General features: G+C 61.2%; 22 protein-coding genes and 1 tRNA gene. 6 read left to right on the top strand and 17 right to left on the bottom strand.

Annotated features, from left to right (window positions below):
• Positions 1 to 15: 15 nt before the first annotated feature.
• Positions 16 to 702, bottom strand: a complete 687-nt coding sequence (locus tag C4J83_RS01010) for a Crp/Fnr family transcriptional regulator (RefSeq protein ID WP_119738266.1) — start codon at positions 700 to 702, stop codon at positions 16 to 18.
• Positions 703 to 785: 83 nt separating this feature from the next.
• Here C4J83_RS01010 and C4J83_RS01005 point away from each other — a divergent pair, with 83 nt between their 5' ends.
• Entirely contained in the window at positions 786 to 1,313 is a 528-nt protein-coding gene (locus C4J83_RS01005) for an Mpo1 family 2-hydroxy fatty acid dioxygenase (protein ID WP_106577358.1), read from the top strand.
• 121 nt (positions 1,314 to 1,434) lie between these two features.
• Here C4J83_RS01005 and C4J83_RS01000 read toward each other — a convergent pair whose 3' ends face one another.
• The 6 genes from C4J83_RS01000 to dibA all read right to left on the bottom strand — a co-directional run bounded on the left by C4J83_RS01000 (position 1,435) and on the right by dibA (position 7,806).
• The gene (locus C4J83_RS01000) at positions 1,435 to 2,415 is read right to left on the bottom strand and encodes a sulfate/molybdate ABC transporter ATP-binding protein (RefSeq protein ID WP_106577357.1); all 981 of its coding nucleotides are present in this window, start codon (positions 2,413 to 2,415) and stop codon (positions 1,435 to 1,437) included.
• A gap of 3 nt (positions 2,416 to 2,418) precedes the next feature.
• Complete coding sequence (cysW, locus tag C4J83_RS00995) at positions 2,419 to 3,291, bottom strand: sulfate ABC transporter permease subunit CysW (protein WP_003218139.1); 873 nt, start codon at positions 3,289 to 3,291, stop codon at positions 2,419 to 2,421.
• 13 nt (positions 3,292 to 3,304) lie between these two features.
• Positions 3,305 to 4,123 (bottom strand): sulfate ABC transporter permease subunit CysT, encoded by an 819-nt coding sequence (gene cysT / locus C4J83_RS00990; RefSeq protein WP_003218141.1) that lies wholly within the window; start codon positions 4,121 to 4,123, stop codon positions 3,305 to 3,307.
• A 200-nt stretch (positions 4,124 to 4,323) separates the two neighbouring features.
• Positions 4,324 to 5,334 carry a sulfate ABC transporter substrate-binding protein gene (locus C4J83_RS00985; RefSeq protein WP_124416150.1) on the bottom strand — a complete coding sequence of 337 codons (1,011 nt, stop codon included), beginning with the start codon at positions 5,332 to 5,334 and terminating at the stop codon, positions 4,324 to 4,326.
• A 75-nt stretch (positions 5,335 to 5,409) separates the two neighbouring features.
• Positions 5,410 to 5,592, bottom strand: a complete 183-nt coding sequence (gene oscA / locus C4J83_RS00980) for a sulfur starvation response protein OscA (RefSeq protein WP_003170956.1) — start codon at positions 5,590 to 5,592, stop codon at positions 5,410 to 5,412.
• Positions 5,593 to 5,895: 303 nt separating this feature from the next.
• The gene (gene dibA, locus C4J83_RS00975; RefSeq protein ID WP_106577354.1) at positions 5,896 to 7,806 is read right to left on the bottom strand and encodes a phosphodiesterase DibA; all 1,911 of its coding nucleotides are present in this window, start codon (positions 7,804 to 7,806) and stop codon (positions 5,896 to 5,898) included.
• A gap of 165 nt (positions 7,807 to 7,971) precedes the next feature.
• Between dibA and desA the strand changes: the two genes are divergently transcribed.
• Together desA and C4J83_RS00965 are read left to right on the top strand one after the other, a co-directional pair.
• On the top strand, positions 7,972 to 9,156 hold the full coding sequence (desA, locus tag C4J83_RS00970; RefSeq protein WP_124416149.1) for a delta-9 fatty acid desaturase DesA: 1,185 nt from the start codon (positions 7,972 to 7,974) through the stop codon (positions 9,154 to 9,156).
• Positions 9,157 to 9,595: 439 nt separating this feature from the next.
• Positions 9,596 to 10,597 carry a sensor domain-containing diguanylate cyclase gene (locus C4J83_RS00965; RefSeq protein WP_124416148.1) on the top strand — a complete coding sequence of 334 codons (1,002 nt, stop codon included), beginning with the start codon at positions 9,596 to 9,598 and terminating at the stop codon, positions 10,595 to 10,597.
• 53 nt (positions 10,598 to 10,650) lie between these two features.
• Here the strand turns inward: C4J83_RS00965 and C4J83_RS00960 are convergent, their stop codons facing one another.
• From C4J83_RS00960 to gabD, 3 genes are all read right to left on the bottom strand, one after another.
• Positions 10,651 to 11,853, bottom strand: coding sequence for an HDOD domain-containing protein (locus C4J83_RS00960; RefSeq protein ID WP_124416147.1), 1,203 nt, complete (start codon positions 11,851 to 11,853; stop codon positions 10,651 to 10,653).
• A gap of 139 nt (positions 11,854 to 11,992) precedes the next feature.
• Positions 11,993 to 13,270 carry a 4-aminobutyrate--2-oxoglutarate transaminase gene (gene gabT, locus C4J83_RS00955; RefSeq protein ID WP_106577350.1) on the bottom strand — a complete coding sequence of 426 codons (1,278 nt, stop codon included), beginning with the start codon at positions 13,268 to 13,270 and terminating at the stop codon, positions 11,993 to 11,995.
• A gap of 180 nt (positions 13,271 to 13,450) precedes the next feature.
• The gene (gabD, locus tag C4J83_RS00950) at positions 13,451 to 14,893 is read right to left on the bottom strand and encodes an NADP-dependent succinate-semialdehyde dehydrogenase (protein WP_124416146.1); all 1,443 of its coding nucleotides are present in this window, start codon (positions 14,891 to 14,893) and stop codon (positions 13,451 to 13,453) included.
• Between the two features lie 371 nt (positions 14,894 to 15,264).
• Here gabD and C4J83_RS00945 point away from each other — a divergent pair.
• Positions 15,265 to 15,341 (top strand) — tRNA-Arg (locus C4J83_RS00945).
• 56 nt (positions 15,342 to 15,397) lie between these two features.
• Here C4J83_RS00945 and C4J83_RS00940 read toward each other — a convergent pair.
• The 7 genes from C4J83_RS00940 to C4J83_RS30395 form a co-directional block, all read right to left on the bottom strand.
• Positions 15,398 to 15,982 carry a hypothetical protein gene (locus C4J83_RS00940; RefSeq protein ID WP_124416145.1) on the bottom strand — a complete coding sequence of 195 codons (585 nt, stop codon included), beginning with the start codon at positions 15,980 to 15,982 and terminating at the stop codon, positions 15,398 to 15,400.
• Positions 15,979 to 16,551, bottom strand: coding sequence for an RNA polymerase sigma factor (locus C4J83_RS00935; RefSeq protein ID WP_124416144.1), 573 nt, complete (start codon positions 16,549 to 16,551; stop codon positions 15,979 to 15,981). Before C4J83_RS00935 ends, C4J83_RS00940 begins: the two co-directional genes overlap by 4 nt.
• 142 nt (positions 16,552 to 16,693) lie before the next feature.
• The gene (locus C4J83_RS00930) at positions 16,694 to 18,334 is read right to left on the bottom strand and encodes a vWA domain-containing protein (protein WP_124416143.1); all 1,641 of its coding nucleotides are present in this window, start codon (positions 18,332 to 18,334) and stop codon (positions 16,694 to 16,696) included.
• Between the two features lie 221 nt (positions 18,335 to 18,555).
• Positions 18,556 to 19,206 (bottom strand): DUF799 domain-containing protein, encoded by a 651-nt coding sequence (locus C4J83_RS00925; protein ID WP_106577342.1) that lies wholly within the window; start codon positions 19,204 to 19,206, stop codon positions 18,556 to 18,558.
• Entirely contained in the window at positions 19,203 to 19,565 is a 363-nt protein-coding gene (locus C4J83_RS00920; protein ID WP_106577341.1) for a DUF4810 domain-containing protein, read from the bottom strand. The genes C4J83_RS00925 and C4J83_RS00920 overlap by 4 nt, the downstream gene beginning before the upstream one ends.
• 29 nt (positions 19,566 to 19,594) lie before the next feature.
• Positions 19,595 to 20,275, bottom strand: coding sequence for a CsgG/HfaB family protein (locus C4J83_RS00915; RefSeq protein WP_010214228.1), 681 nt, complete (start codon positions 20,273 to 20,275; stop codon positions 19,595 to 19,597).
• Between the two features lie 89 nt (positions 20,276 to 20,364).
• Positions 20,365 to 20,529, bottom strand: a complete 165-nt coding sequence (locus C4J83_RS30395) for a hypothetical protein (protein WP_157986815.1) — start codon at positions 20,527 to 20,529, stop codon at positions 20,365 to 20,367.
• A gap of 198 nt (positions 20,530 to 20,727) precedes the next feature.
• On the opposite strand from C4J83_RS30395, the gene C4J83_RS00910 reads away from it, so the two are divergent.
• A complete protein-coding gene (locus tag C4J83_RS00910; protein WP_124416142.1) occupies positions 20,728 to 21,339 on the top strand; it encodes a hypothetical protein in 612 nt (203 codons plus the stop codon).
• 16 nt (positions 21,340 to 21,355) lie between these two features.
• Positions 21,356 to 21,943: a hypothetical protein gene (locus C4J83_RS00905; RefSeq protein WP_106577339.1), complete on the top strand. Its 588-nt coding sequence runs from the start codon at positions 21,356 to 21,358 to the stop codon at positions 21,941 to 21,943.
• The last annotated feature ends 123 nt before the right edge of the window (positions 21,944 to 22,066 follow it).

The raw sequence follows: 22,066 nt of genomic DNA, 5'->3' as shown, positions 1-22,066 counted from the left end.
TGCAGGCTAACACCCTCAGGTGTGCGCCGCCTCACGCAAGCGATGAGCATCGAGGATTTCAATTTCCCCATAGCCCAGGCGCACGACGCCTTGGGCTTGCAAGTCCTTGAGCAAGGCGTTGGTGGTCTGGCGTGACAGGCTCAACATCGCCGCCAGGTCTTCCTGGGGCAGTTGCAGCACGCGTTTTGACTGCTCGGTATCGCCGTAACCTTCAACAATCATCAGTAAACGGTGCGCCAGCCGCACCGAGGCCGGCATCAGGCTCAGGTGCTCGATATTGATAAAACTCAGGCGCAGTTTCTGGCTCATCAGCAAAGCCAGGTCGCGCCAGTACGGCGGGGACTCGTCAAGGATGTTCAGCAACGCCTGCTGCGGCACCTGCAACAGCGTGCACGGCCCCACCGCGCAGGCATCGTGGGTGCGCGGCAAGCCGTCGAACAGGCAGATTTCGCCGAACCAATATGGCCGCTCTACCAGGCTCAACAGCGCTTCCTTGCCGTGTTCGTTCACCGCGCTGATGCGCAGCGTGCCGTCGAGCACGGCATACAGGCCACAAGGCGGGTCGCCGCGCTTGAACAGGTATTGCCCCGCCGCCAGCTGGCGCTGCCGGGCACTGGTCAGCAGGCTATGCTGAAAAGAGGCAGGCAAGTGACTGAACCAATGACCACTGGCCAGCTGCGAGCGCCATTTCTCTGTGTCCATGCGAACTCCGAAGATTGTCGCCCAGCTGACAGTCAGTCACAGGCCGGCAAGGCATGATCAAGCATCCTACAGGAGGAACAACAATGAAAAGCCTCGTCGAGCACCTCAGTCAATACGCCGCCTACCACCGCGACCCGCGCAATATCGCCAGCCACTTTGTCGGCATCCCGTTAATCGTCGTCGCCGTGGCGGTGCTGCTTTCACGTCCTGAATGGCCGGTCGGCAGCTTGTGGATATCTCCAGCGGTGATCCTCGCGTTGTTCTCGGCCGGGTTTTACCTGCGCCTGGAACTGGCGCTGGGCGTGCTGATGACGCTGCTGATGGGCTTGTCAGTCTGGGCCGGGCATGTATTGGCGGCGCAGAGCACGCTGGTGTGGCTCAGCAGCGGCATAGGGATGTTTGTGGTGGGCTGGGTGATTCAGTTTATCGGCCACTATTACGAGGGCAGGAAGCCCGCGTTTGTGGACGACGTGTCGGGGCTGATCGTCGGGCCACTGTTTGTGGTCGCGGAGTTGGCGTTTTTGCTGGGGTTGCGGCATGACCTCAAGGAGCAGATTGAGGCGCGGTCCGGCCCGGTAGAACGCCGCGATCTAAAGCCGAGCAAGGTCTGAATGTGGGAGCTGGCTTGCCTGCGATGCAGGCACCTCGGTGTGTCAGTCACACCGCAGTGATGCTATCGCAGGCAAGCCAGCTCCCACACAAGCCCGCTCCCGCATGGGTATTGCGGTGTCTTCAAGCTTTTTGCCAGACCTTGGGCTTGAAGAACAGGGTCTCGCCACGGGCCAGGCCCGTCAGGCTGTCGTGGTCCTTTACCACTTCAGCTTCGATCAGTTCGCTCTGGCCTTCGACCTTCAGCGTTACCCGAGTGGTAGCGCCCAACGGCCGAATATCACGCACTTCAGCCGCGTGGTGATCTTCCAGTTCATGGCGCGACAACGACACTTCATGCGGGCGGAAAAGCACGTGCTTGTCTTCACCCAAATGCAGGCGGTTGGAATCACCCAGGAAGTGGTACACAAAATCGCTGGCCGGGTTTTCGTAGACTTCGCCCGGTGAACCGATCTGTTCGATCACGCCCTTGTTCATCACCACAATGCGGTCGGCGACTTCCATGGCCTCTTCCTGGTCGTGGGTCACGAACACCGAGGTCAGGTTGATGTCTTCGTGCAGACGCGCCAGCCAGCGGCGCAGCTCTTTACGCACCTTGGCGTCGAGGGCGCCGAACGGTTCGTCCAGCAGCAGCACTTTGGGCTCGACCGCCAGGGCGCGGGCCAGGGCAATACGCTGGCGCTGGCCACCGGAGAGTTGTTCCGGGTAGCGATCAGACAACCAATCGAGCTGCACCATGTTCAGCAGCTCGTGAACCTTGACCGCAATCTGGCTTTCGTTCGGGCGCTGGTTTTTCGGCTTCATGCGCAGGCCGAAAGCGACGTTGTCGAACACGGTCATGTGGCGGAACAATGCGTAGTGCTGGAACACAAACCCCACGTTGCGATCACGCACGTCGTGGCCGGACACGTCTTCACCGTGGAACACGATGCTGCCGTCATCCGGAGTTTCCAGGCCGGCAATGATGCGCAGCAAGGTGGTCTTGCCGCAGCCGGACGGGCCCAGCAACGCCACCAGCTCGCCACTCTGGATGTCCAGATTGATGCTGTTCAGGGCCTTGAAGGCGTTGAAATTCTTGCTGACATTACGGACTTCAATCGACATGACTTATTCCTCACCGGCGCTTTTGCGCAGGCGGTTGATACGGTTCTCGCTCCACTGCTTGAGCAGCAGGATGAAGAGCGCCAGGATCAGCAACAGGCTCGCGACGGCAAACGCGGCAACGTGGTTGTATTCGTTGTAGAGGATCTCGACGTGCAGCGGCAGGGTGTTGGTCACGCCGCGAATGTGGCCGGACACCACCGACACCGCGCCGAACTCACCCATCGCCCGTGCGGTACACAGCACCACGCCGTAGATCAGGCCCCACTTGATGTTCGGCACGGTCACGTGCCAGAACATCTGCCAGCCATTGGCACCGAGCAGGCGCGCGGCCTCTTCTTCCTGGGTGCCCTGCTCCTGCATCAGCGGGATCAGTTCACGGGCCACGAACGGCACCGTCACGAAGATGGTCGCCAGCACAATGCCCGGCAAGGCGAAGACGATCTGGATGTCGTGATCTTGCAACCACGGGCCGAAAAAACCCTGGGCGCCGAACATCAGCACGTAGACCAGACCGGCAATCACCGGCGACACCGAGAACGGCAGGTCGATCAGCGTGACCAGGATGCTCTTGCCACGGAACGAGTATTTGCTCACGCACCAGGCGGCGCTGACGCCGAACACCACGTTGAGCGGCACCGAAATCACCACGGCGATCACCGTCAGCTTCAGTGCCGACAGCGCATCGGGTTCCAGGATCGCGGTGAAGAACGCGCCAAGGCCGTTTTTCAAACCCTGGGACACCACGATAAACAGCGGCAGCAGCAGGAACAGGAAGAACACCAGCCAGCCGAGGCTGATCAGGATGCGTCGCGACACTGCGCTGCCACGACGGGCGGCGTTGGCCGAAGACGCGGCGGAAATAGACGATTGGGACATGTTCCGCGCCTCCTTATGGGTGTTCGATGCGCCGCTGCAGCAAGTTGATCAGCAGCAGCAAAACAAAGGAAACCACCAGCATCAGCACACCGATCGAGGTGGCGCCGTGGTAGTCGTACTGGTCGAGCTTGACCATGATCAGCAGCGGCAGGATTTCGGTTTTCATCGGCATGTTGCCCGCGATGAAAATCACCGAGCCGTATTCACCAACGCCACGGGCGAAGGCCAGTGCGAAGCCGGTCAGCCAGGCGGGCAGCAACGCAGGCACGAGGATGTAGCGGAACACCTGCAATGGCTTGGCGCCCAGGCAAGCGGCGGCTTCTTCGATTTCCCGGGGGATATCGGCCAATACCGGCTGCACCGTGCGCACCACGAATGGCAGCGTGACGAAGGTCAGCGCCAGGGTGATGCCCAGCGGGGTGTAAGCGATTTTGAAGCCCAGGTCCGCGGCGAACTGGCCGACCAGGCCGGTGGGGGTGTAGAGCGCAGTCAGTGCAATACCGGCGACAGCGGTGGGCAGGGCGAAAGGCAGGTCGATCATCGCATCGATGATTTTGCGGCCGGGGAAGGTGTAGCGCACCAACACCCAGGCCAGCAGCGTACCGATCACGCCGTTGATGATGGCGGCATACAGCGCCGTGCCGAAGCTCAATTTCAACGCCGCCAGCACACGCGGTGCCGAGATGATGTTCCAGAACTGATCCCAAGTGAGTTGAGCGGCATGTACAAACATCGCCGCCAGGGGGATGAGTACGATCAGGCTGAGGTACACCACGGTGTAGCCCAGCGTCAGCCCGAAGCCGGGTATGACGGGGGAAATACGACGCGACATAAGAGTCCTTGGTTAAAGGGTAGAAACCACTGTAGGAGCGCACTCTCTGCGGGACTTGGCTTTTCTGTGGGAGCCGGGCTTGCCCGCGATGCAGGCACCTCGGTGTGTCAGACACACCGCGGTGATGCTATCGCAGGCAAGCCAGCTCCCACAGAAGCCCAGCGCCTACAGAAAATCAGGCTCCTACAGTTTAATTTGGCTTACTGCGCCGAGTAGATCTGGTCGAACACGCCACCGTCATTGAAGAATTTCGGTTGGGCAGTTTTCCAGCCGCCGAAGTCTTTGTCGATAGTCACCAGGTCCAGTTTCGGGAACTGCTGGGCGTATTTGGCGGCGACTTTCTCATCGCGTGGGCGGTAGAAGTTCTTCGCCGCAATCTCCTGGCCAGCGGGGCTGTACAGGTGCTTGAGGTATTCGGTGGCGATTTCGGTGTTGCCCTTTTTCTCGGCGTTCTTGTCGACCACGGCCACTGGCGGCTCGGCGAGGATCGACAGCGAAGGTACAACGATGTCGAACTTGTCGGCGCCGCCGTCTTCTTTCAGCGCCAGAAACGCTTCGTTTTCCCAGGCCAGCAACACATCACCCTGACCGTTGTTGACGAAGGTGATGGTCGAACCACGAGCGCCGGTGTCGAGGATCGGCACGTGCTTGAACAGCTCCTTCACGTATTCCTGGGCCTTGGCATCGCTGCCGCCGGCTTTCAGGCCATAGGCCCAGGCGGCGAGGAAGTTCCAGCGGGCGCCGCCGGAGGTTTTCGGGTTCGGGGTGATCACAGACACGTCTTTCTTGATCAGGTCGCCCCAATCCTTGATGCCTTTAGGGTTGCCTTTGCGAACCAGGAACACGATGGTCGAGGTGTAGGGCGTGCTGGCGTCCGGCAGGCGGGTTTGCCAGTTTTCCGGCAGGGTCTTGCCCAATTTGGCGATTTCGTCGATGTCGCCGGCCAGGGCCAGGGTCACTACGTCGGCGCGCAGGCCGTCGATCACCGCACGGCCTTGCTTGCCCGAACCACCGTGTGATTGCTGGATCTTGACGTTGTCGCCGGGGTGGGACTGTTTCCAGAAGGTGGTGAACTCAGCGTTATAGTCCTGGTACAGCTCACGGGTCGGGTCATACGAGACGTTGAGCAACTCGTAGTCTTTGGCAACAGCGGAACCGGCAAACACGGCACTGGCCAGTGCGGCCAGGGCGTAACGGCGAATCGACGACATAGAAGGCTCCTGAAATTCTGGGGTGTTGGCTTTTTCTTATAGTTGCGGGTCTAGCATGCGAATCGCCGTTGTTGCTCAGCTCGGTTTGTTACCCGGGTTCTGCAAACGGAATTTTTCCTTGCGTTCGATCTGGACCACTTGGGCGTTATGCACAGTGATTTCCACCGCGCCAAACCGCAGGTCGCGCAAGGCGCTCTGGATCTCACGCAAAATGGCTGCTTCGTCCTGGCCGTCGACGCTACGTAGAGATGCGCTCATGGTCTCGCTCCTGAAATGAATAGTGCCTGGCAGTGGCGGCACTGCTTGCGGCGTGAGGGCGATAGTAGATAAGCGCGGATATTCTTAAAAATACTATTTAAGAATGTTTATATAACCAGAAAGAATTTTCTGGCAGGACGTGGGGTTGCGAAGGTTTTGGTACTGAAAATACTGATACCCCGGCGCTGCTTAACCCTGTGGGAGCCGGGCTTGCCCGCGATGGCGGTGTGTCAGGTACGAAATATTTCGCCTGAAAGGCCCTCATCGCGGGCAAGCCCGGCTCCCACATTGACCGAGTTTTGCCTATCGGATAGCAGGTGCCCGCTGCCAATCAATCTCCTGTGCCGGCATCGGCCGCCCAAACCAGTACCCCTGCCCCATATCGCATGCCTGCTCCAACAAGAACCGCGCCTGTTCCACTTGCTCTATGCCTTCGGCGTGCACCTGCATGCCCATGCTTTTCGCCAGGGCGATCACCACGCGCACAATCGCCGCATCGTCCTCATCCCATGGCAGCCCGGCGACAAAACCCTGGTCGATCTTGAGCTTCTGCACCGGCAGCCGCTTGAGGCGCAGCAGTGACGAATAGCCGGTGCCAAAATCGTCGATGGCCAGGCGCAAGCCCAGCTCTCGCAGGCGATGCAGCTGCTCAAGGGCAACTTCCGGATCATCCATTACCGCGCTTTCGGTGACCTCCAACTCAAGAAACGCCGGATCGAGGCCGGTGGCGTGCAGCACCTGGGCGACTTGCTCGTACAGCTCGCGCCGGGCAAACAGCCGGCTGGAGACATTCACCGCGATAAAACTCAACGGCGCGCCATCGGCCAGCCACTGGCACATCTGGCGGCAGGCCTGATCCATGACCCAGGCGTCGATGTCGGCAATCAGCCCGGTACGTTCGGCGATGGGGATGAAATCGCCGGGTGGCACCAGACCGCGCTCCGGATGCTGCCAACGCACCAGCGCTTCGACGCCGATCAGGCGGCTGCCCTGCAGGTGGTGCACCGGCTGGTAATACACGCGCAGCTCGTGCTGGTCGAGGGCGCGGCGCAGTTCGCTGGCGATTTCCACGCGGTTCTGTGCATGGGCGGTCAGCTCTTCGGTGTACAGCGCGTAGCTTTCGCGCCCGGCACTCTTGGCTTTGAACAGCGCGGAATCGGCATTGCGCAGCAACTGCTGGGCGCTCAGGGCATCGCTGGGGAACAGGCTGATACCGATGCTGGCGCTGATAAACAGTTGATGGCCGTCAAAGATGAACGGCTGCTTCATCGCATCGAGCATGCGCTGGGCCAGCGCGGCGGCCTGCACCACCTGTGGACAACTTTCGGCGAGCACGGCGAACTCGTCGCCGCCCAGGCGCGCCAGGGTCACGCCGGGGCCGAACAGGCCCTTGAGCCGCTCGCCGACCGCTTTGAGCAACTGGTCGCCGACGTTATGGCCGAGGCTGTCGTTGATGATCTTGAAGTGGTCCAGGTCCAGCAACAACAAGGCACAGCCGCGTTTGTGCACTTGCGCCGAGGCCAGCGCCTGCTCGGCGCGGTCGGTGAACAGCAGGCGGTTGGGCAGGTCGGTGAGCGGGTCGTGATGGGCGAGGTGCGCCAGTTCGTGCTCGGAATCCTTGATTGCGCTGATATCGGAAAACACCGCGACGTAATGGCTGACCTTGCCTTGGTCATCCTGGATGACGCGGATGGTTTGCCACTGTGGATAAATTTCGCCGCTTTTGCGCCGGTTCCAGATTTCGCCGCTCCATTCGCCAGTGCGTTCCAGGGTCTGGAACATCTGTTGATAAAAATTCGACGAATGGCGCCCGGACTTGAACAAGCTTGGTCGCTCGCCCATGACATCTTCGCGGCGATAGCCGGTGATCTCGATAAACGCTCGATTGACGTGCACGATCAGCCCCTGGGCGTCGGTGACCAGCACGCCTTCGCGGGTGCAATCGAACACGGCAGCCGCCTGGCGCAGGCGCTCGCGGTTTTCTTTCAGCGGCTGCTGCAGCTGGTGAGCACGGGCAAAACGGGCGCAAATCAGCGACAGGGTCAGCGCGCTGAGCCCCACCCAGACATAGCCGCGCACCTGCAGCCAGCGCTCCAATTCCCAAGGGTCATCGAGAAAGTCGATCAATAGATGATGGCTGAGCTGGAGCCACGCAATGGAAACCAGCAGGTATACCAGCCCCACACGCAGGGCACCTCGGTATGAAAACAGCATATGGTCAGTAATCCTTACCAAAAAACAAAATCGCCCTACAAAGGCTGCGGATTATAGAATAAGAAACATCCAGTCACTTCTATCTGAAAGGGCGGCTGGTTTTCTCTGTAGGCTTAGTGATAATGCGTGAGCTGCTTTTTTCTTTATCTGAGGGCCATACAGCCTATGTGGTACAACGGTTTTCTTGACTTGTCAGCCTGGCAACTGGTGGCAGTCACTCTGTTGATGACCCACGTGACCATCGTTGGGGTCACGGTTTATCTGCACCGCTATTCAGCCCATCGCTCCCTGGAGCTCAATGCCGGCCTGAAACACTTCTTCCGCTTCTGGCTGTGGCTGACCACGGCGCAGAACACCCGCGAGTGGACCGCCATCCACCGCAAACACCACGCCAAATGCGAAACCGTCGACGACCCGCACAGCCCGGTCGTCAAAGGCCTGTCCACCGTGTTGCGCAAAGGCGCCGAGCTGTACCGCGCCGAAGCCGAAAACCCGGAGACCCTGCGCATCTACGGCAAGAACTGCCCGGACGACTGGATCGAGCGCAAAATCTATACGCCTTACCCGCTGCTGGGCGTGGCGATCATGGGCGTCATCGACCTGCTGCTGTTCGGCACCATCGGCATCACCATCTGGGCGATCCAGATGATGTGGATTCCGTTCTGGGCTGCCGGCGTGATCAACGGCCTGGGGCATGCCGTGGGCTATCGCAACTTCGAATGCCGTGACGCGGCGACCAACCTGGTGCCGTGGGGCATCATCGTCGGCGGCGAAGAGCTGCACAACAATCACCACACCTACCCCAATTCAGCCAAGCTGTCGGTGAAGAAGTGGGAGTTCGACCTGGGTTGGGCGTGGATCAAAGTCTTCAGCTTCCTGCGCCTGGCCAAGGTGCAGCGCGTTGCCCCCATCGCCCACCGTGTCGAAGGCAAAGGCCATCTGGACATGGACACCGCCATGGCGATCCTCAACAACCGCTTCCAGATCATGGCCCAGTACCGCAAGTTGGTAATCGGTCCGCTGGTCAAGCAAGAGCTGGAAAAGGTCGATCACTCGGTGCGTCACCAGTTCCACCGGGCCAAACGCCTGCTGTCGCGTGAAACCAGCTTGCTCGATGACCGCCACCACGTGCGTATCCAGAGCCTGCTGGAACACAGCCATGCGCTCACCGTGATCTACGAGAAGCGCCTGGCGCTGCAGCAGATCTGGCTGAAAACCAGCTCCAATGGCCACGACATGCTGGCCGCGATCAAGGAATGGGTGCACGAGGCCGAGGCCAGCGGCATTCAGTCCCTGCGCGATTTTGCCCACCAATTGAAGACCTACTCGCTGCGTCCTGCAACGGTCTGATCAGGCATTCACAGCCCGCTCGTACGAGTGGGCTGGCCGAAGGCGGCGAGGTTGGCCCTGGCAGGCGGGCTTGCTGTGGCGAGCGGGCTTGCCCCGCGTTGGGCAGCGAAGCAGCCCCAATAAAAGCCACTGCATTTCTCCCAACACACCGCAGCGCCAGGTTTCAGGGCCGCTTCGCAGCCCAACGCGGGGCAAACCTGCTCGCCACAGCAAGCCCCTCGCCACAAGGGGCACCCTCGCCGCCGTAAAACTAATCACTAAAACCAACCTATTCACCACGAAAATCGGCCTACAACCGGTTTCTGACGTCATTTCTTAGTCAGGCTGTTCACGGAACTTCACCGCAATTCCCCTCTCTCAAAGAACACTTCGCCATCATGGTGACCCCTTGTAGTGACCGCTGCTCCATCCTGCGGCGCGCCCAGAGAGAGTTGTACCGATGGTCCACGAAAAGCCTTACTTGCCCGATGCCCCCACAGCTGAGCCTGCCCGCCCGGCTGCGGCGGCAACCTTGTTGGCGCTCATGCACGCCCAGGGTGAAGTCGAGCGGCTGAGTGAGCGCGAGCAACTGCTCAGCTCACTGCTGGTCAGCGTGAATGCCGTGCTGTGGGCCATCGACTGGGAAACGCGCCAAGTGCTGTACGTGAGCCCGGCCTACGAGCGAGTGTTTGGCCGTTCGGCCGGTCTGCTATTGGCCGACCACCGCGAATGGCGCAACAGCATTCACCCCGAAGACCTCGATTACGCTGAATACAGCCTCGCCCGCGTGCTGGAGCAAGGCGCCGTGGAGGACCGCGAGTACCGCATCATTACCGCCGACGGGCAGATTCGCTGGCTGAGCGACAAATGCTATATCAACCAGCAGGTGGAGCCCGGCAAGCCGGTGATCGTGGTCGGCATGGCCGAAGACATCACCGAAAAGAAACAAATGGAGTTGGAACTGCACCGACTCGCCACCACCGACGTACTGACCCAGAGCAGCAATCGCAGGCACTTTTTCGAATGCGCCAACCTGGCCTTCGACAGCGCTTGCGCTCAGGGCACACCCCTGGCGTTCCTGTTGCTGGACATTGATGACTTCAAAGAGGTCAACGACAGTTACGGCCACCTGGAGGGCGATCAGGTGTTGCGGCGTATCGCCGAGAGCGGTCGCAGCGTACTGCGCCGTGGCGACCTGTTCGGGCGCATCGGTGGCGAAGAATTCGCAGCCGTGCTGCCCGGTTGTGCGCCGCACATGGCGTTACAAGTGGCCGAGCGGTTGGGCAAGGAAATCCAGGCGCTGAGTTTCAGCTACGAAGGGCGGCAATTCACCGTCACCGTCAGCCAGGGCCTGGCCACCCTGCGCGAAGAAGATTCATCTCTGGACGGCCTGTTTGCGCGCGCTGATGCGGCAATGTACGAGGCCAAACGCCAAGGCAAGAACCGCGTCATAGCGAGTTAACGCCACTCAAACGATGGGAGCGGGCTGGCTCCCACACGCGACCGCGTTGCTGGCTAGGCCTTGCGTACCCGAGTCAACTCCGACAACCCGACCCTCAGCAAGCGCGCCGTTTTGCTGCTGGCCAGCTCTTCCAACCCTTCACGCTCGGTCAAGCGCGCCATCTGCGCCGCCAGGTTCATCACCAGCGATTCTCGCGAATACACCCCGCCTTCGAGTGAATAGATCGACGCAATCAGCTGGCGTAGCTCCAACGGCAAGCGCCAACGTGTGCGCAACGCCGAACCATAGGCCGCACCGTAGGTATCCAGAGACTCGCCAATGGCTTCGTCATCCAACGCCCCGCCGCCCTGGCGCCAGTCTTCCAGGCAACGCAATAACGCCAAGTCGCCCAACCGGTGCAGGATGCCGGCGCTGTAGCAGCGCTCGTGGTCCAGCTCCAGCATGCGCGCCAGGCGGCGGGCATAGTCGGCAGTGTCTTGGGACAGTTGCCAGTGGCGCTCGGCATAGGCCACCAGCGCCGGGTCGCCCAGCACCACGTTGTGCTTGAGGGCCAGGCCCAGAATCAGGTTCATGCTCTGCCCGGCCGCCAGTGCGTGCAGCGCGGCCGACAGGGTTTGTACCGGCGTGCCGTGATGACCGGCGCTGTTGGCGGCGGCGATTAATACGGCCGTTATTTGCGGGTCCATGCGCACCTGGTCTTCCAGGCGTTCGAGGTCCAGGCCATCCGGAGTGAGGCTGTGCGCCACGGCGTTTTTTACATCAACCCGCAACGGCGCGCCGTCAGAGGCTTCGCGGCGGCGCTCCAGGAACACCGGCAACGTCATGCCCGGCGCCAGCGGCGCAATTTCGCAGTACACGCTTTCGCCTTCGTTGAGCAGCAGGTCTTGCAGGCGCTGGGTCAGGCCTTCCATGTTCAGTGGTTTGGTCAGGTACGCCGTCGGCGCCAGGGGCAAGGCTTCGCGCACGCTGGCGCTGTCATTGCGACTGCTCAACAGAATGAAGGGCAGCGAACGGCGCTTCTGGCGCACGCTGCGCAGCAGGCTCAAGCCATCGACGCCGGGCAGCTCCCAATCCGCGAGAATCAGGTCGTAGGTTTTTTCTCGCAACAGCGTGGCTGCTTGCTGCCCATCAGCACACACATCCAGCCGTGCGTCGCAGCGCACATTCAACAGCACTTGCTTGAGCAGATCCCGCGACCAAGGGTCCGCCTCGGCAATCAACACTCGGGGTACAGCCGGTAAATCAACAGCAGTCATCCAGCACGCTCCATCGGCAATGCTGCAACCTTAGACAATCACGCTGCCCACGTACAATGAACAAGGCCTGAATGTGCTGCATCGGGCACAAAAAAACCCGCCGAGGCGGGTTTTTTCTGTCGATCAAATCAGGTTCCGCTTACAGCTCGGAGAAACATTCTTCGATGATCGCCAAGCCTTTGTCCAACTGCTCGTCCGGCGAGGTCAGCGGGACCAGTACGCGCAATACGTTACCGTAGGTGCCGCAAGACAGCAGGATCAGGCCCTTGTCACGCGCCTTGGCCACCACGGAGGCGACGGCTGCAGCGTTCGGCTTGTGGCTGTCGCCACCTTCGAACAGCTCGACCGCAATCATCGCGCCCAGGGCACGCACTTCACCGATTACCGGGTATTTGGCTTGAATGGCTTTGAGGCCAGTCACCAGACGCTCGCCGACAGCCTTGCAGCGGTCCAGCAGGTGCTCTTCTTCAAACACTTCCATCACCGCCAACGCAGCGGCGCACGCGATCGGGCTACCGGCATAGGTGCCGCCCAGGCCGCCTGGGGCGATGGCGTCCATGTATTCCGCCTTGCCGCACACACCGGCCAACGGGAAGCCGCCAGCGATGGATTTGGCGAAGGTGGTCAGGTCGGCGGCGACGCCCATCTGCTCCATGGCGAAGAACGTACCGGTACGGCCGGCACCGGTTTGCACTTCGTCGGCGATCAGCAGGATGCCGTGCTTGTCGCACAGTTCGCGCAGGCGTTTCATGAAGGATTTAGGCGCGACGTAGAAACCGCCTTCGCCCTGCACCGGCTCGATGATGATGGCAGCGATATCACGCGGCTCGGCATCGTTTTTGAAGATGCGTTCGATGCTGGCGATGGCGTCGTCATCGCTCACACCGTGCAGTTCGTTCGGGAACAGCGCGCGGAACACGCCGCCTGGCATCAGGCCCATGCCGGCCGAGTAAGGCACGACTTTGCCGGTGAGGCCCAGAGTCATCATGGTGCGGCCGTGGTAAGCGCCGGTGAAGGCGATCACGCCGGCGCGGCCCGTGGCGGCACGCGCGATCTTCACGGCGTTTTCAACCGCTTCGGAACCGGTGGTGACCAGCAGGGTTTTCTTGGCGAAGTCGCCTGGTACCTTGGCGTTGATTTTTTCGCACAGTTCCACGTAAGGCTCGTAGGCCAGAACCTGGAAGCAGGTGTGGGTCAGCTTGTTCAGTTGCTCGGTCACGGCGGCGATGATTTTCGGGTGCACGTGGCCGGTGTTCAGCACAGCGATGCCGCCGGCGAAGTCGATGAACTCACGACCTTCAACGTCGGTCACGGTGGCGTTCTTCGCGGATTCGGCGAAGATCGGGTGAATCTGGCCAACACCGCGCGGTACAGCGGCTTCGCGGCGTTTCATCAGGGATGCGTTGGTCTTGCTCATAAAGTCCTCATTCGCCACTCATCGGGTGGCGTGGTCCAAGGAATACGTGGCGGGGAGGCAACTACGGCAGCATGCGATGATCGACTGCCACAGCTTTCCCGGCCACTACGAATAACGGTGTGAAACACGCAAAGGGTCAGCGCTCTCGTGCCCTCTGCGTCTGCCGCAAGCTCTTGCCGGTCAGATGCCCAGGCAGAGGTATTTGATTTCCAGGTAATCCTCGATCCCGTACTTGGAGCCTTCACGGCCCAGGCCCGACGCCTTGATGCCGCCGAACGGCGCCACTTCGTTGGAGATCAACCCGGTGTTGACGCCGACCATGCCGTATTCCAGGGCTTCAGCCACACGGAACACACGGCCCAGGTCGCGGGCGTAGAAATAGGAAGCCAGGCCAAACTCGGTGTCGTTGGACATCGCGATCACTTCGGCTTCGTCTTTGAAGCGGAACAACGGCGCCAGCGGGCCGAAGGTTTCTTCCTTCGCCACGGCAGCATTTTTCGGCACGTCAACCAGAATGGTCGGCTCGAAGAAGTTGCCTTCCATCACCTTGCCACCGGCCAACAGCTTGGCGCCTTTGCTCAGGGCATCAGCGATGTGCTCCTGAACCTTGGCCACGGCTTTTTCATCGATCAGCGGGCCGGTGGTGGTGCCTTCTTCAAGACCGTTGCCGATCTTGAGTTTGGCCACGGCCACTTTGAGTTTCTCGGCAAACGCGTCGTACACCGAATCCTGGATGTACAGGCGGTTGGCGCAGACGCAGGTCTGGCCGTTGTTGCGGTATTTGGAAATGATCGCGCCTTCGACGGCCTTATCCAGGTCCGCGTCGTCGAACACAATAAACGGCGCGTTGCCGCCCAGTTCCAGCGAGACCTTCTTGATGTCCTTGGCGCATTCGGCCATCAGCTGGCGCCCGATTTCGGTGGAGCCGGTGAAGGACAATTTACGCACGATCGGGTTGCTGGTCAGCTCGCCGCCGATGTCGCCGGCACTGCCGGTGACCACGCTGAGCACGCCTTTAGGGATACCGGCGCGGTGCGCCAGCTCAACCAGAGCCAGGGCCGAGAACGGCGTTTGCGAAGCCGGCTTGATCACCATGGTGCAACCGGCGGCCAGGGCCGGGCCGGCTTTACGGGTGATCATCGCGGCCGGGAAGTTCCACGGGGTAATTGCAGCGGTCACGCCGATGGGCTGCTTGATCACGATCAGGCGCTTGTCGGGCTGGTGGCCGGGAATCACATCACCGTAGATGCGCTTGGCTTCTTCGGCGAACCACTCGATAAAGGAAGCGGCGTAGACGATTTCGCCCTTGGCTTCGGCCAGCGGCTTGCCTTGTTCCAGGGTCATCAGGCGACCGAGATCGTCCTGGTTTTCGATCAGCAGCTCGAACCAACGGCGCAGCTTGTTGGCGCGCTCCTTGGCGGTCAGCGCACGCCAGGCCGGCAGCGCCTTGTCGGCGGCTTCGATAGCGCGGCGGGTTTCGGCGGCGCCCATCTTCGGCACGGTGCCGAGAATTTCGCCCGTGGCCGGGTTGTTGACCTTGATGGTTTGACCGTTGTCCGCATCGACCCAAGCGCCATCAATAAAGGCTTGTTGGCGGAACAACTGGGTATCTTTGAGCTGCATGTCGGCTTTCCTTAACAGCACCGCGCGCACGCGGAGCGAATTAGAGTTGTTGAAAGGCGCCTTGTGGGCTGCCGTCAGGGAAATCAGCCCCAGCGCGCGGCAAGAGTGAAAGAGCGCACGGGAGACAGAGCGTTTGAAATCTCAAACGAATCCTAGGGTCAATGGGGGTACAGGGCAATAGTCTGTTCGAAAAAAAGAACGAAAACAGCGCATTTGCCGAATCTTTCTGATCAGCGTGATTCGGCCGCGTTCCACCGCATCGACCACCGGCGCCCGGCGCAGGGCCTCTGTGCAGCCAATTCCTACCCACAAACGGCCAAAGACCGGCATGGACGCCCAAGGACGACATGGGTATGATGTCGCCCGCACAAGCATCCGTAGCTCAGCTGGATAGAGTACTGCCCTCCGAAGGCAGGGGTCGTGGGTTCGAATCCCGCCGGGTGCACCAGACACAGACGAAAAAGCCCCAGGTCGAAAGACCTGGGGCTTTTTTGTGGGTGTCGATTAACGCTTCTGCAACGCCTCCAACCGCGCCGGCAGGTCTTCCTTGGGAAAGCGCTTATGCAGCTCCAGCAGCTTCACATCCGCCGCTTTGCTCTCCCCCGCCAGGCGCAGATCCACAATCTCCTGCAGCCCCTGCTCCAACGATGGCAGCGCAACCGACGCACGCTTGCTGAGTTTCGCGGCCGGCTCATCCGCCATTGCGCCGGCCGCCTCAGCCTGAACGGGCGGTGCGGCAGCCATGCGGGTCATGGGCGCGGGCGCCGAATACGCTTGGACCACTGGGCGCGCTGCTTGCGGGTGGGGCGCGGAGAAGGTCGCGGTGGATATCTCCGGCTGTGGCACGGGTGAGCGCATCACCACGCCGATCATCAGCGCCACGCCGGCGACGGTGGCGAAAGCCATCTGCCAGCGCGGCTGGCGGCAGGCGTTCAGCCAGCGTTGCCACAGGCTCGGCGGCGGCGTCGGAGCTTCGCGGCGGGCGGTGGCGAGGATAAAGGCGTCGAGGGACGCGGGCGGCTCGCCCAGGCTGTGTTGACGAAAATGCTGGAGCAGCGCGTCGTCGGGCGTCTGTCGTGGGTCGGTCATGCGGGTATCTCCTCGGCCAGCAGGCGGCGCAGTTTCTGCTGGGCGTAGCGCAGGCGGCTTTTGACGGTTTCCAGCGGGGCACCGGTGAGGGCGGCGATTTGCGGCACTTCGAGGTCGCCGTGCAGGCGCAGCAGGAAGACTTCGCGCTGGTCTTCGGGCAAGTCTTGCAACGCCGCGTCGAGGCGCGCCTGGTCGCGGCTCAGGCTCAGTTGCTGCTCGGGGCCGGCGCTGTCGTCGGGCTGGGCGTGCAGTTGTTCATCGTAGCTGTCGTGCAGCGGGTTGTGGATACCGTGCTTGCGCCAGTGATCGATCAAGCGGTTGCGGGCAATCTGGAATAACCACGTACGAAAGCTCGCCCGACCTTGTGGCTGAGTGGTGCTGCGGATCAGGCTGAGCCAGGTTTCCTGGTACACCTCTTCGGCCAGTTCGACCTTGTTGCTCAGGGACACCAGGAACCGGTACAAACCTTGGCGATGGCGCGCGTACAAAAGCTCGAACGCGGCGCCGTCACCGACTCGGTAGCGGGCCAGCAGCGCTTCGTCGCTGGGTGAATCATCGGGTACGGCCATGTAGTGGGCGAACTCCTTTCTTACAGTCGAAATCGTTCTAAATGTGGGAGCGGGCTTGCTCGCGAATGCGCAGTGTCAGTTAACAGTTATACCGACTGATCCACCGCTTTCGCGAGCAAGCCCGCTCCCACATTGAGTGTCGTTAATGCTTAAGACTCTGCGCCAGCTCTACCAGTTGCACGAACTCGTTGCGCAGCCCGAACGGGTCATCGCCTCGGGCCGAGCGGGCCAGTGCGGCGGTGTCCTGCAAACTCATGCTGCCAGTGTAGCGGCCATCGCCCTTGAGCTGTTGGGCGAAGGCAGCCACAGCTGCCGAGAAGCGTAGGTCGTCGCTGGCCTTGGTAGCTTGGTTGCCGATGGGCCGCTCAATTAATTGGCTGTCACCGCCCGCCGCAGGCTTGTAGCGCACGCGCAGCATCGCCAACTCAGCCGGTTTGTTTTCAGCCACTGGCGCAGCGGCGTAGCGCAACGGTTCTAGCCAGCCTTTCTGGCCCGTCGGGACAATTTCGTACAACGCCGTCACGGTATGCCCTGCGCCGATCTCGCCGGCATCCACCTTGTCGTTGTTGAAATCCTCACGTTTCAAGGCGCGGTTTTCATAGCCCAGCAGTCGGTACTCGCTGACCTGGGCCGGGTTGAATTCCACCTGCAATTTCACATCCCGCGCCACGACGGCCAGGGTTGAACTGAGCTGGTCGACGAGTACTTTTCGCGCTTCGCGCAGGTTGTCGATGTAGGCGTAGTTACCATCGCCCGCGTCGGCCAATTGCTCCATCAGGTGTTCGTTATAGTTATCCACACCAAAGCCCAGGGTGGTCAGCGACACGCCGCTTTTACGCTGCTCGGCCGCCATCTGCTTGAGGCTGTCGAAATCGCTGATGCCCACGTTGAAGTCACCGTCAGTGGCCAGCAGGATGCGGTTGATGCCGTTGTCGATAAAGCCTGCGCGGGCCATCTGGTAGGCCAGTTCGATGCCGGATGCGCCGGCCGTGGAGCCGCCCGCCGTCAGTTGGTCGATGGCATTGCGCAACTTGGCTTTTTCGCGGCCAGACGTGGGTTCGAGCACTACGCGGGACTCACCGGCATACACCACCAGCGACACGCGGTCTTGGTCGCGGAGCTGGTCCACCAGTAACTTCAGGGTGCTTTTCACCAGGGGCAAGCCTTCGCGGCGGTCCATGGAACCGGACACATCCACCAAAAAAACCAGGTTGGCCGGCGCCAACTCCGCGACGGTGCGGTCGGACGCCTTGATGCCGATGCGCAGCAGCTGAGTGTGCGGGTTCCACGGTGTGGCGGCGATCTCTGTGGTCACGCCAAACGGCGAGCCGTCGGTGGGGCGTGCGTAGTCGTAGGGGAAGTAATTAACCATTTCCTCCAATCGCACAGCACCTTCAGGCGGTAGACGGCCTTGGTTGAGGAAGCGTCTTACGTTGGCATAGCTGCCGGTGTCGACATCGACACTGAAGGTCGAGACGGGGGTTTCGGCCACGCGGTGCACCGGGTTGTCCGGCAGGTTTGCGTAGCGCTCGCGGGGTTCGCTGCGGTAGGCCATCGCCGCTGAATCCTGACTGACCATGCGCATGGCCATTGGCGCCGGCATCGGCATGCGTTTGCTCAGCGCACCCTGTACCGGCGCGCGTTGCAGTTCGGCGACAGGTGCAGCGTGCTCAGGCTTGGCGGCATCACGCGAAGAAGACAACCCACAACCGGCCAACGCGACCAGCAACGTAACGGTAAAGCCGTGGGCAGCAGGGCGCAGGAAAAGCAGCGGACGGGACATGGGCTGAACCTCGTGAATGAATGATCCGTTCACAAGGTCAGACGCAAGGTGTGGAGGGTTCGGGTTAAACCGGCGTGGGATAACACCTCGATCACTGTGCAAGTGTGTAGACGCTGGCTTGCCTGCGATGCAAAGCCCTCGGTTTTTCAGTTAAACCGAGGTGACGCTATCGCAGGCAAACCAGCTCCCACATTGGAGCTGCAGTGTTTTCCGTACCCGGATCAGTCGGTGCCGTACTTCGGGTTACGCGGCCCGTACAGAATCCCGGTGCGTTGCCCCGCCGACAGCAGGCGCGCACTGGTGATGCCGGCAATCGGGTGCGCGGCGTCGGTGGAGCTGTTGATCACCTGCTTGACCGCCGCCGTGATCAGCATGCCCACCAGGCCGCCGCCATTGTTGTTGCCTTCCTCGCTCGACGCCCGCGCCGAGCCGGTCCATAGCGTGGTGCCGGTGCGCAGGTCGACCAGTTTGGCCGAGGCCGTCACCGAGGTGTCGCTGGAGATCAGCATGTACTTGGTGCCGTACTCACTGACGGTGATGTACAGCGCCGCATCCGCACCAAAGATGTCATGCAGCTTGGCCGGTGCCACACCCTGGATGTCGTTGGCGGTGGTCAGGCCGTTCTGGCGGAAGGTTTCGTCCACCAGGGCAATCGGCAACACGTAGTAGCCCGCTTCGGCCAGCGGGTAAGTCACTTGCGACACCATGCTGTAGGACGCCTGCACCTCCGGCGACTCATTGATCGGCGGCAGTACCAGGATCGACTTTGGCCGCGCCTGTTTGTATGCCGTGTAATCGATGGTCTTGGGCGCTGCGCAACCGCCGAGCAAGGCCAGGGCCAGCAAGGCGCCCGTGAGTTTTAACAGGCTCATTTGGTGGCGACTCCGGTCTTGGCGTTTTTCAGCAGAAAGTCCATGTAGGAAGCAGACTCGGGGAACAGTGCCTTCTCGGTGCGAAACTCCTGCACCATCTGGTCATCCTTGCCCATGGTCATGTACAGCATGCCCAGGTGGGCGTGGTAACCCGGCGGCGCCTTGCGGCCACTGGCGTTGATCTTTTGCAGATCGCGCTCCAGCGCCTCAACCTGCGCTTCCTTGGGCTCGCCCTTGAAGTACTCATAAACCTGCGGCTGGTAGCTTTCCCACTGATACAGGGGTTGGGGCGCCGTTTGGCACCCGGCGACCGTCGCGATTGTTGTCAGCATCAGCGCCAACTTCACTGCCTTGCTCATCCGTGTACTGCTCCTTGAGGTGCTGCTGATCAGTTGCGCGGGTTCCAGGCGCCAGCGTTGATGCCGTCGACGAGGCGGTTGATGGCTTCGCGCATGGCCAGGTCCAGGACCTTGCCATTAAGGGTGGAGTCGTAGCTGGCGGTGCCGCCAAAGCCGATGACTTCACGGTTGGACAGGGCGTATTCACCGGCGCCCTGGGTGGAATACACCACTTCCGACGTACTGATGTTGACGATGTTCAGCGCGACTTTGGCGTAAGCCACTTGAGTTTTGCCACGACCGAGGATGCCGAACAGCTGGCGGTCGCCGGTCTCTTTGCGGCCGAACTCGGTCACATCGCCGGTCACTACGTAGTCAGCACCTTTAAGCTTTTGTACGGTGCCTTTGATCGCGGCTTCCTGGGAGATTTCGCCCATGTTGTCGCGGTCCAGTACGCTGAAGCGGTTGGTCTGCTGCAAGTGGGTGATCAGGATGGTCTTGGCCTGGCCACCGAGGCGGTCGACGCCATCGGAGAAGATGCCGCGCATGTAGCTGGAGCGGTTATCGAACTTGCCCACGGCAATCGGCACACGCACGCCGGAGTAGGCGACGTTGGCGCTGGCGACTTGCTCCACCGGCATCGCGCGGTTGCTCTCCGTGGCGCAACCGGCCACGGTCAGCAGCGCTGCGGCGGTGAGGCCAGACAGCAGGATTTTGGACAGTGTTTTCACAGGGTGCTCCTAGGGTGAGAGGTCCGCGGTTGCAGCGGGTGAACCCGCGGGAGGGACTGTTGTGTACGTCAACTACGCGGTCGCGGCGATCAGAACTTGCTGAAAAAACGCGCGACCTTGCCGAGCACCTCAACATCAAACGTGTCGGGCCAGCAGGTAGGTGTTTTGGCAAGGATGGCCGGCGCGCAGCGGTCCGACTGGAAAGTGCAGCCAGCCATCAGGCAGGTGACGGGGAGAAAAACAGAAGTGCGCATTGCTTGATTCGTCCTTGAAAAATGCGATGTAGCCAGTGCCGCGGCATTTTACGGGGTTGCCCGATGTACTCAAGCGGTTTTGCCGCCACAGTGAAGTTCGCCGCCCAACGGCAGCCTGCTAAGCTGCGCGCCCACCTCAAGTTACACAGCCACCGGTCGAGACACTGGCTTGGCTTGCTCATTAAATAGGGATATTGCGTGTTGAACACCCTCCTGAGGGCTGCGGCCCTGATCGCGACGCTGTCGATGACCGGCTGCGTCTCCTACACCGTCACCGGCCCCATCGGTGCCCCGCTCCACCCGGCTGCCGCCAGCAGCCCGCGCAGTGCACAAATCGCTGACGTGACGGTGAACGCCGCCGACGTCAACGAGGCCAACAAAACTGCGATCAGCCGCTCGCTCACGGCCCAGCTCAACCAGTACGTGCGCGCGGCAGGTTACTTCAAGCAGGTCACCGAGTACCCCACGCGTCTGGAAGAAAACGACGTGGTGCTCAAATTCAACATGACCTCGCTCAAGGGCCATCGCGCACCGCACCCGGCCTACATACCCGGCGCACTGCTGACGCTGACGATCTGGATCTGGGTCAACGGGCCAATCTACGTCGACAGCTTCGACGTGGCCGGCAACCTGGTGATCGTCGACCGCAACGGCAAAGAACTGGCCACGGCCGAGCAAGCGCTCAAGTTCGAACACAACGTCGGTCTGTATGGCGGCGAATACTGGGCACCGTCGATGGGTGCCCAGCAGCTGAACAAACTGGTCGCGCAACTGCTCGACACCGCTACCGCCAAACTGGCCAAACCCTGAATTCAAGGAGCAACACATGAAAGGATTGATCAAGCACAGCCTGGTCCTCGCCGCGATCTTGCTGAGCGGTTGCGTGTCCTACTCGCAACACGAACTGCCACCGGTGCAGACCTGGCCGCCGACCGCCAACGCGCCAGCGCAGAAACCCAGCGCATTCGTGCGCACCACAGCGCTGAACCAGGTCAACGGCGGCCCCGCCAACGCCGCCGCCGGCGCCCCGGCAGCGCTGTGGGAAAAAGCTGTTGCGGATGCCTTCCGCCAGTCCAACCGCTTTGCGCGGGTAAGCACTGACAAAGTGGACTCGGACATTTACGCCGACGCCAAGCTGTATAACAACGAACAGTTCAGCATGGCCTCGGCGATCATTACCGGTGTCACCTTTTTTATTATTCCGTCCACGGCGAAAAACACCTTCACGATGGAAACGGTGTTCAAGGACAAGGACGGCAAAGAATTGGGCCGGGTCAGCAAAAGCGAATCCGTGCGCACCTGGATGCACCTGGTGCTGATCCTGGGCATCCCGTTCCAGGCGAACACGGGTGAAGTGGTTGAAGCGCTGACGCGCAGCACACTGGACGAGGCGGTGCAGCGCAAGCTGTTCTGACAGCAGAACGCGCCCGCGTACTCAAATCCACATGCGGGAACGGGCCTGCTGGCGAAGGCGGTGTTTCAGTCACCTCAAGTATCGACTGATCTACCGCTATCGCGGGCAAGCCCGCTCCCACAG

Origin of the sequence: Pseudomonas sp. LBUM920 (assembly GCF_003852315.1) — a bacterium.
Classification (GTDB): Bacteria; Pseudomonadota; Gammaproteobacteria; order Pseudomonadales; family Pseudomonadaceae; genus Aquipseudomonas.
This window is presented reverse-complemented; position numbering and strand designations above follow the sequence as displayed.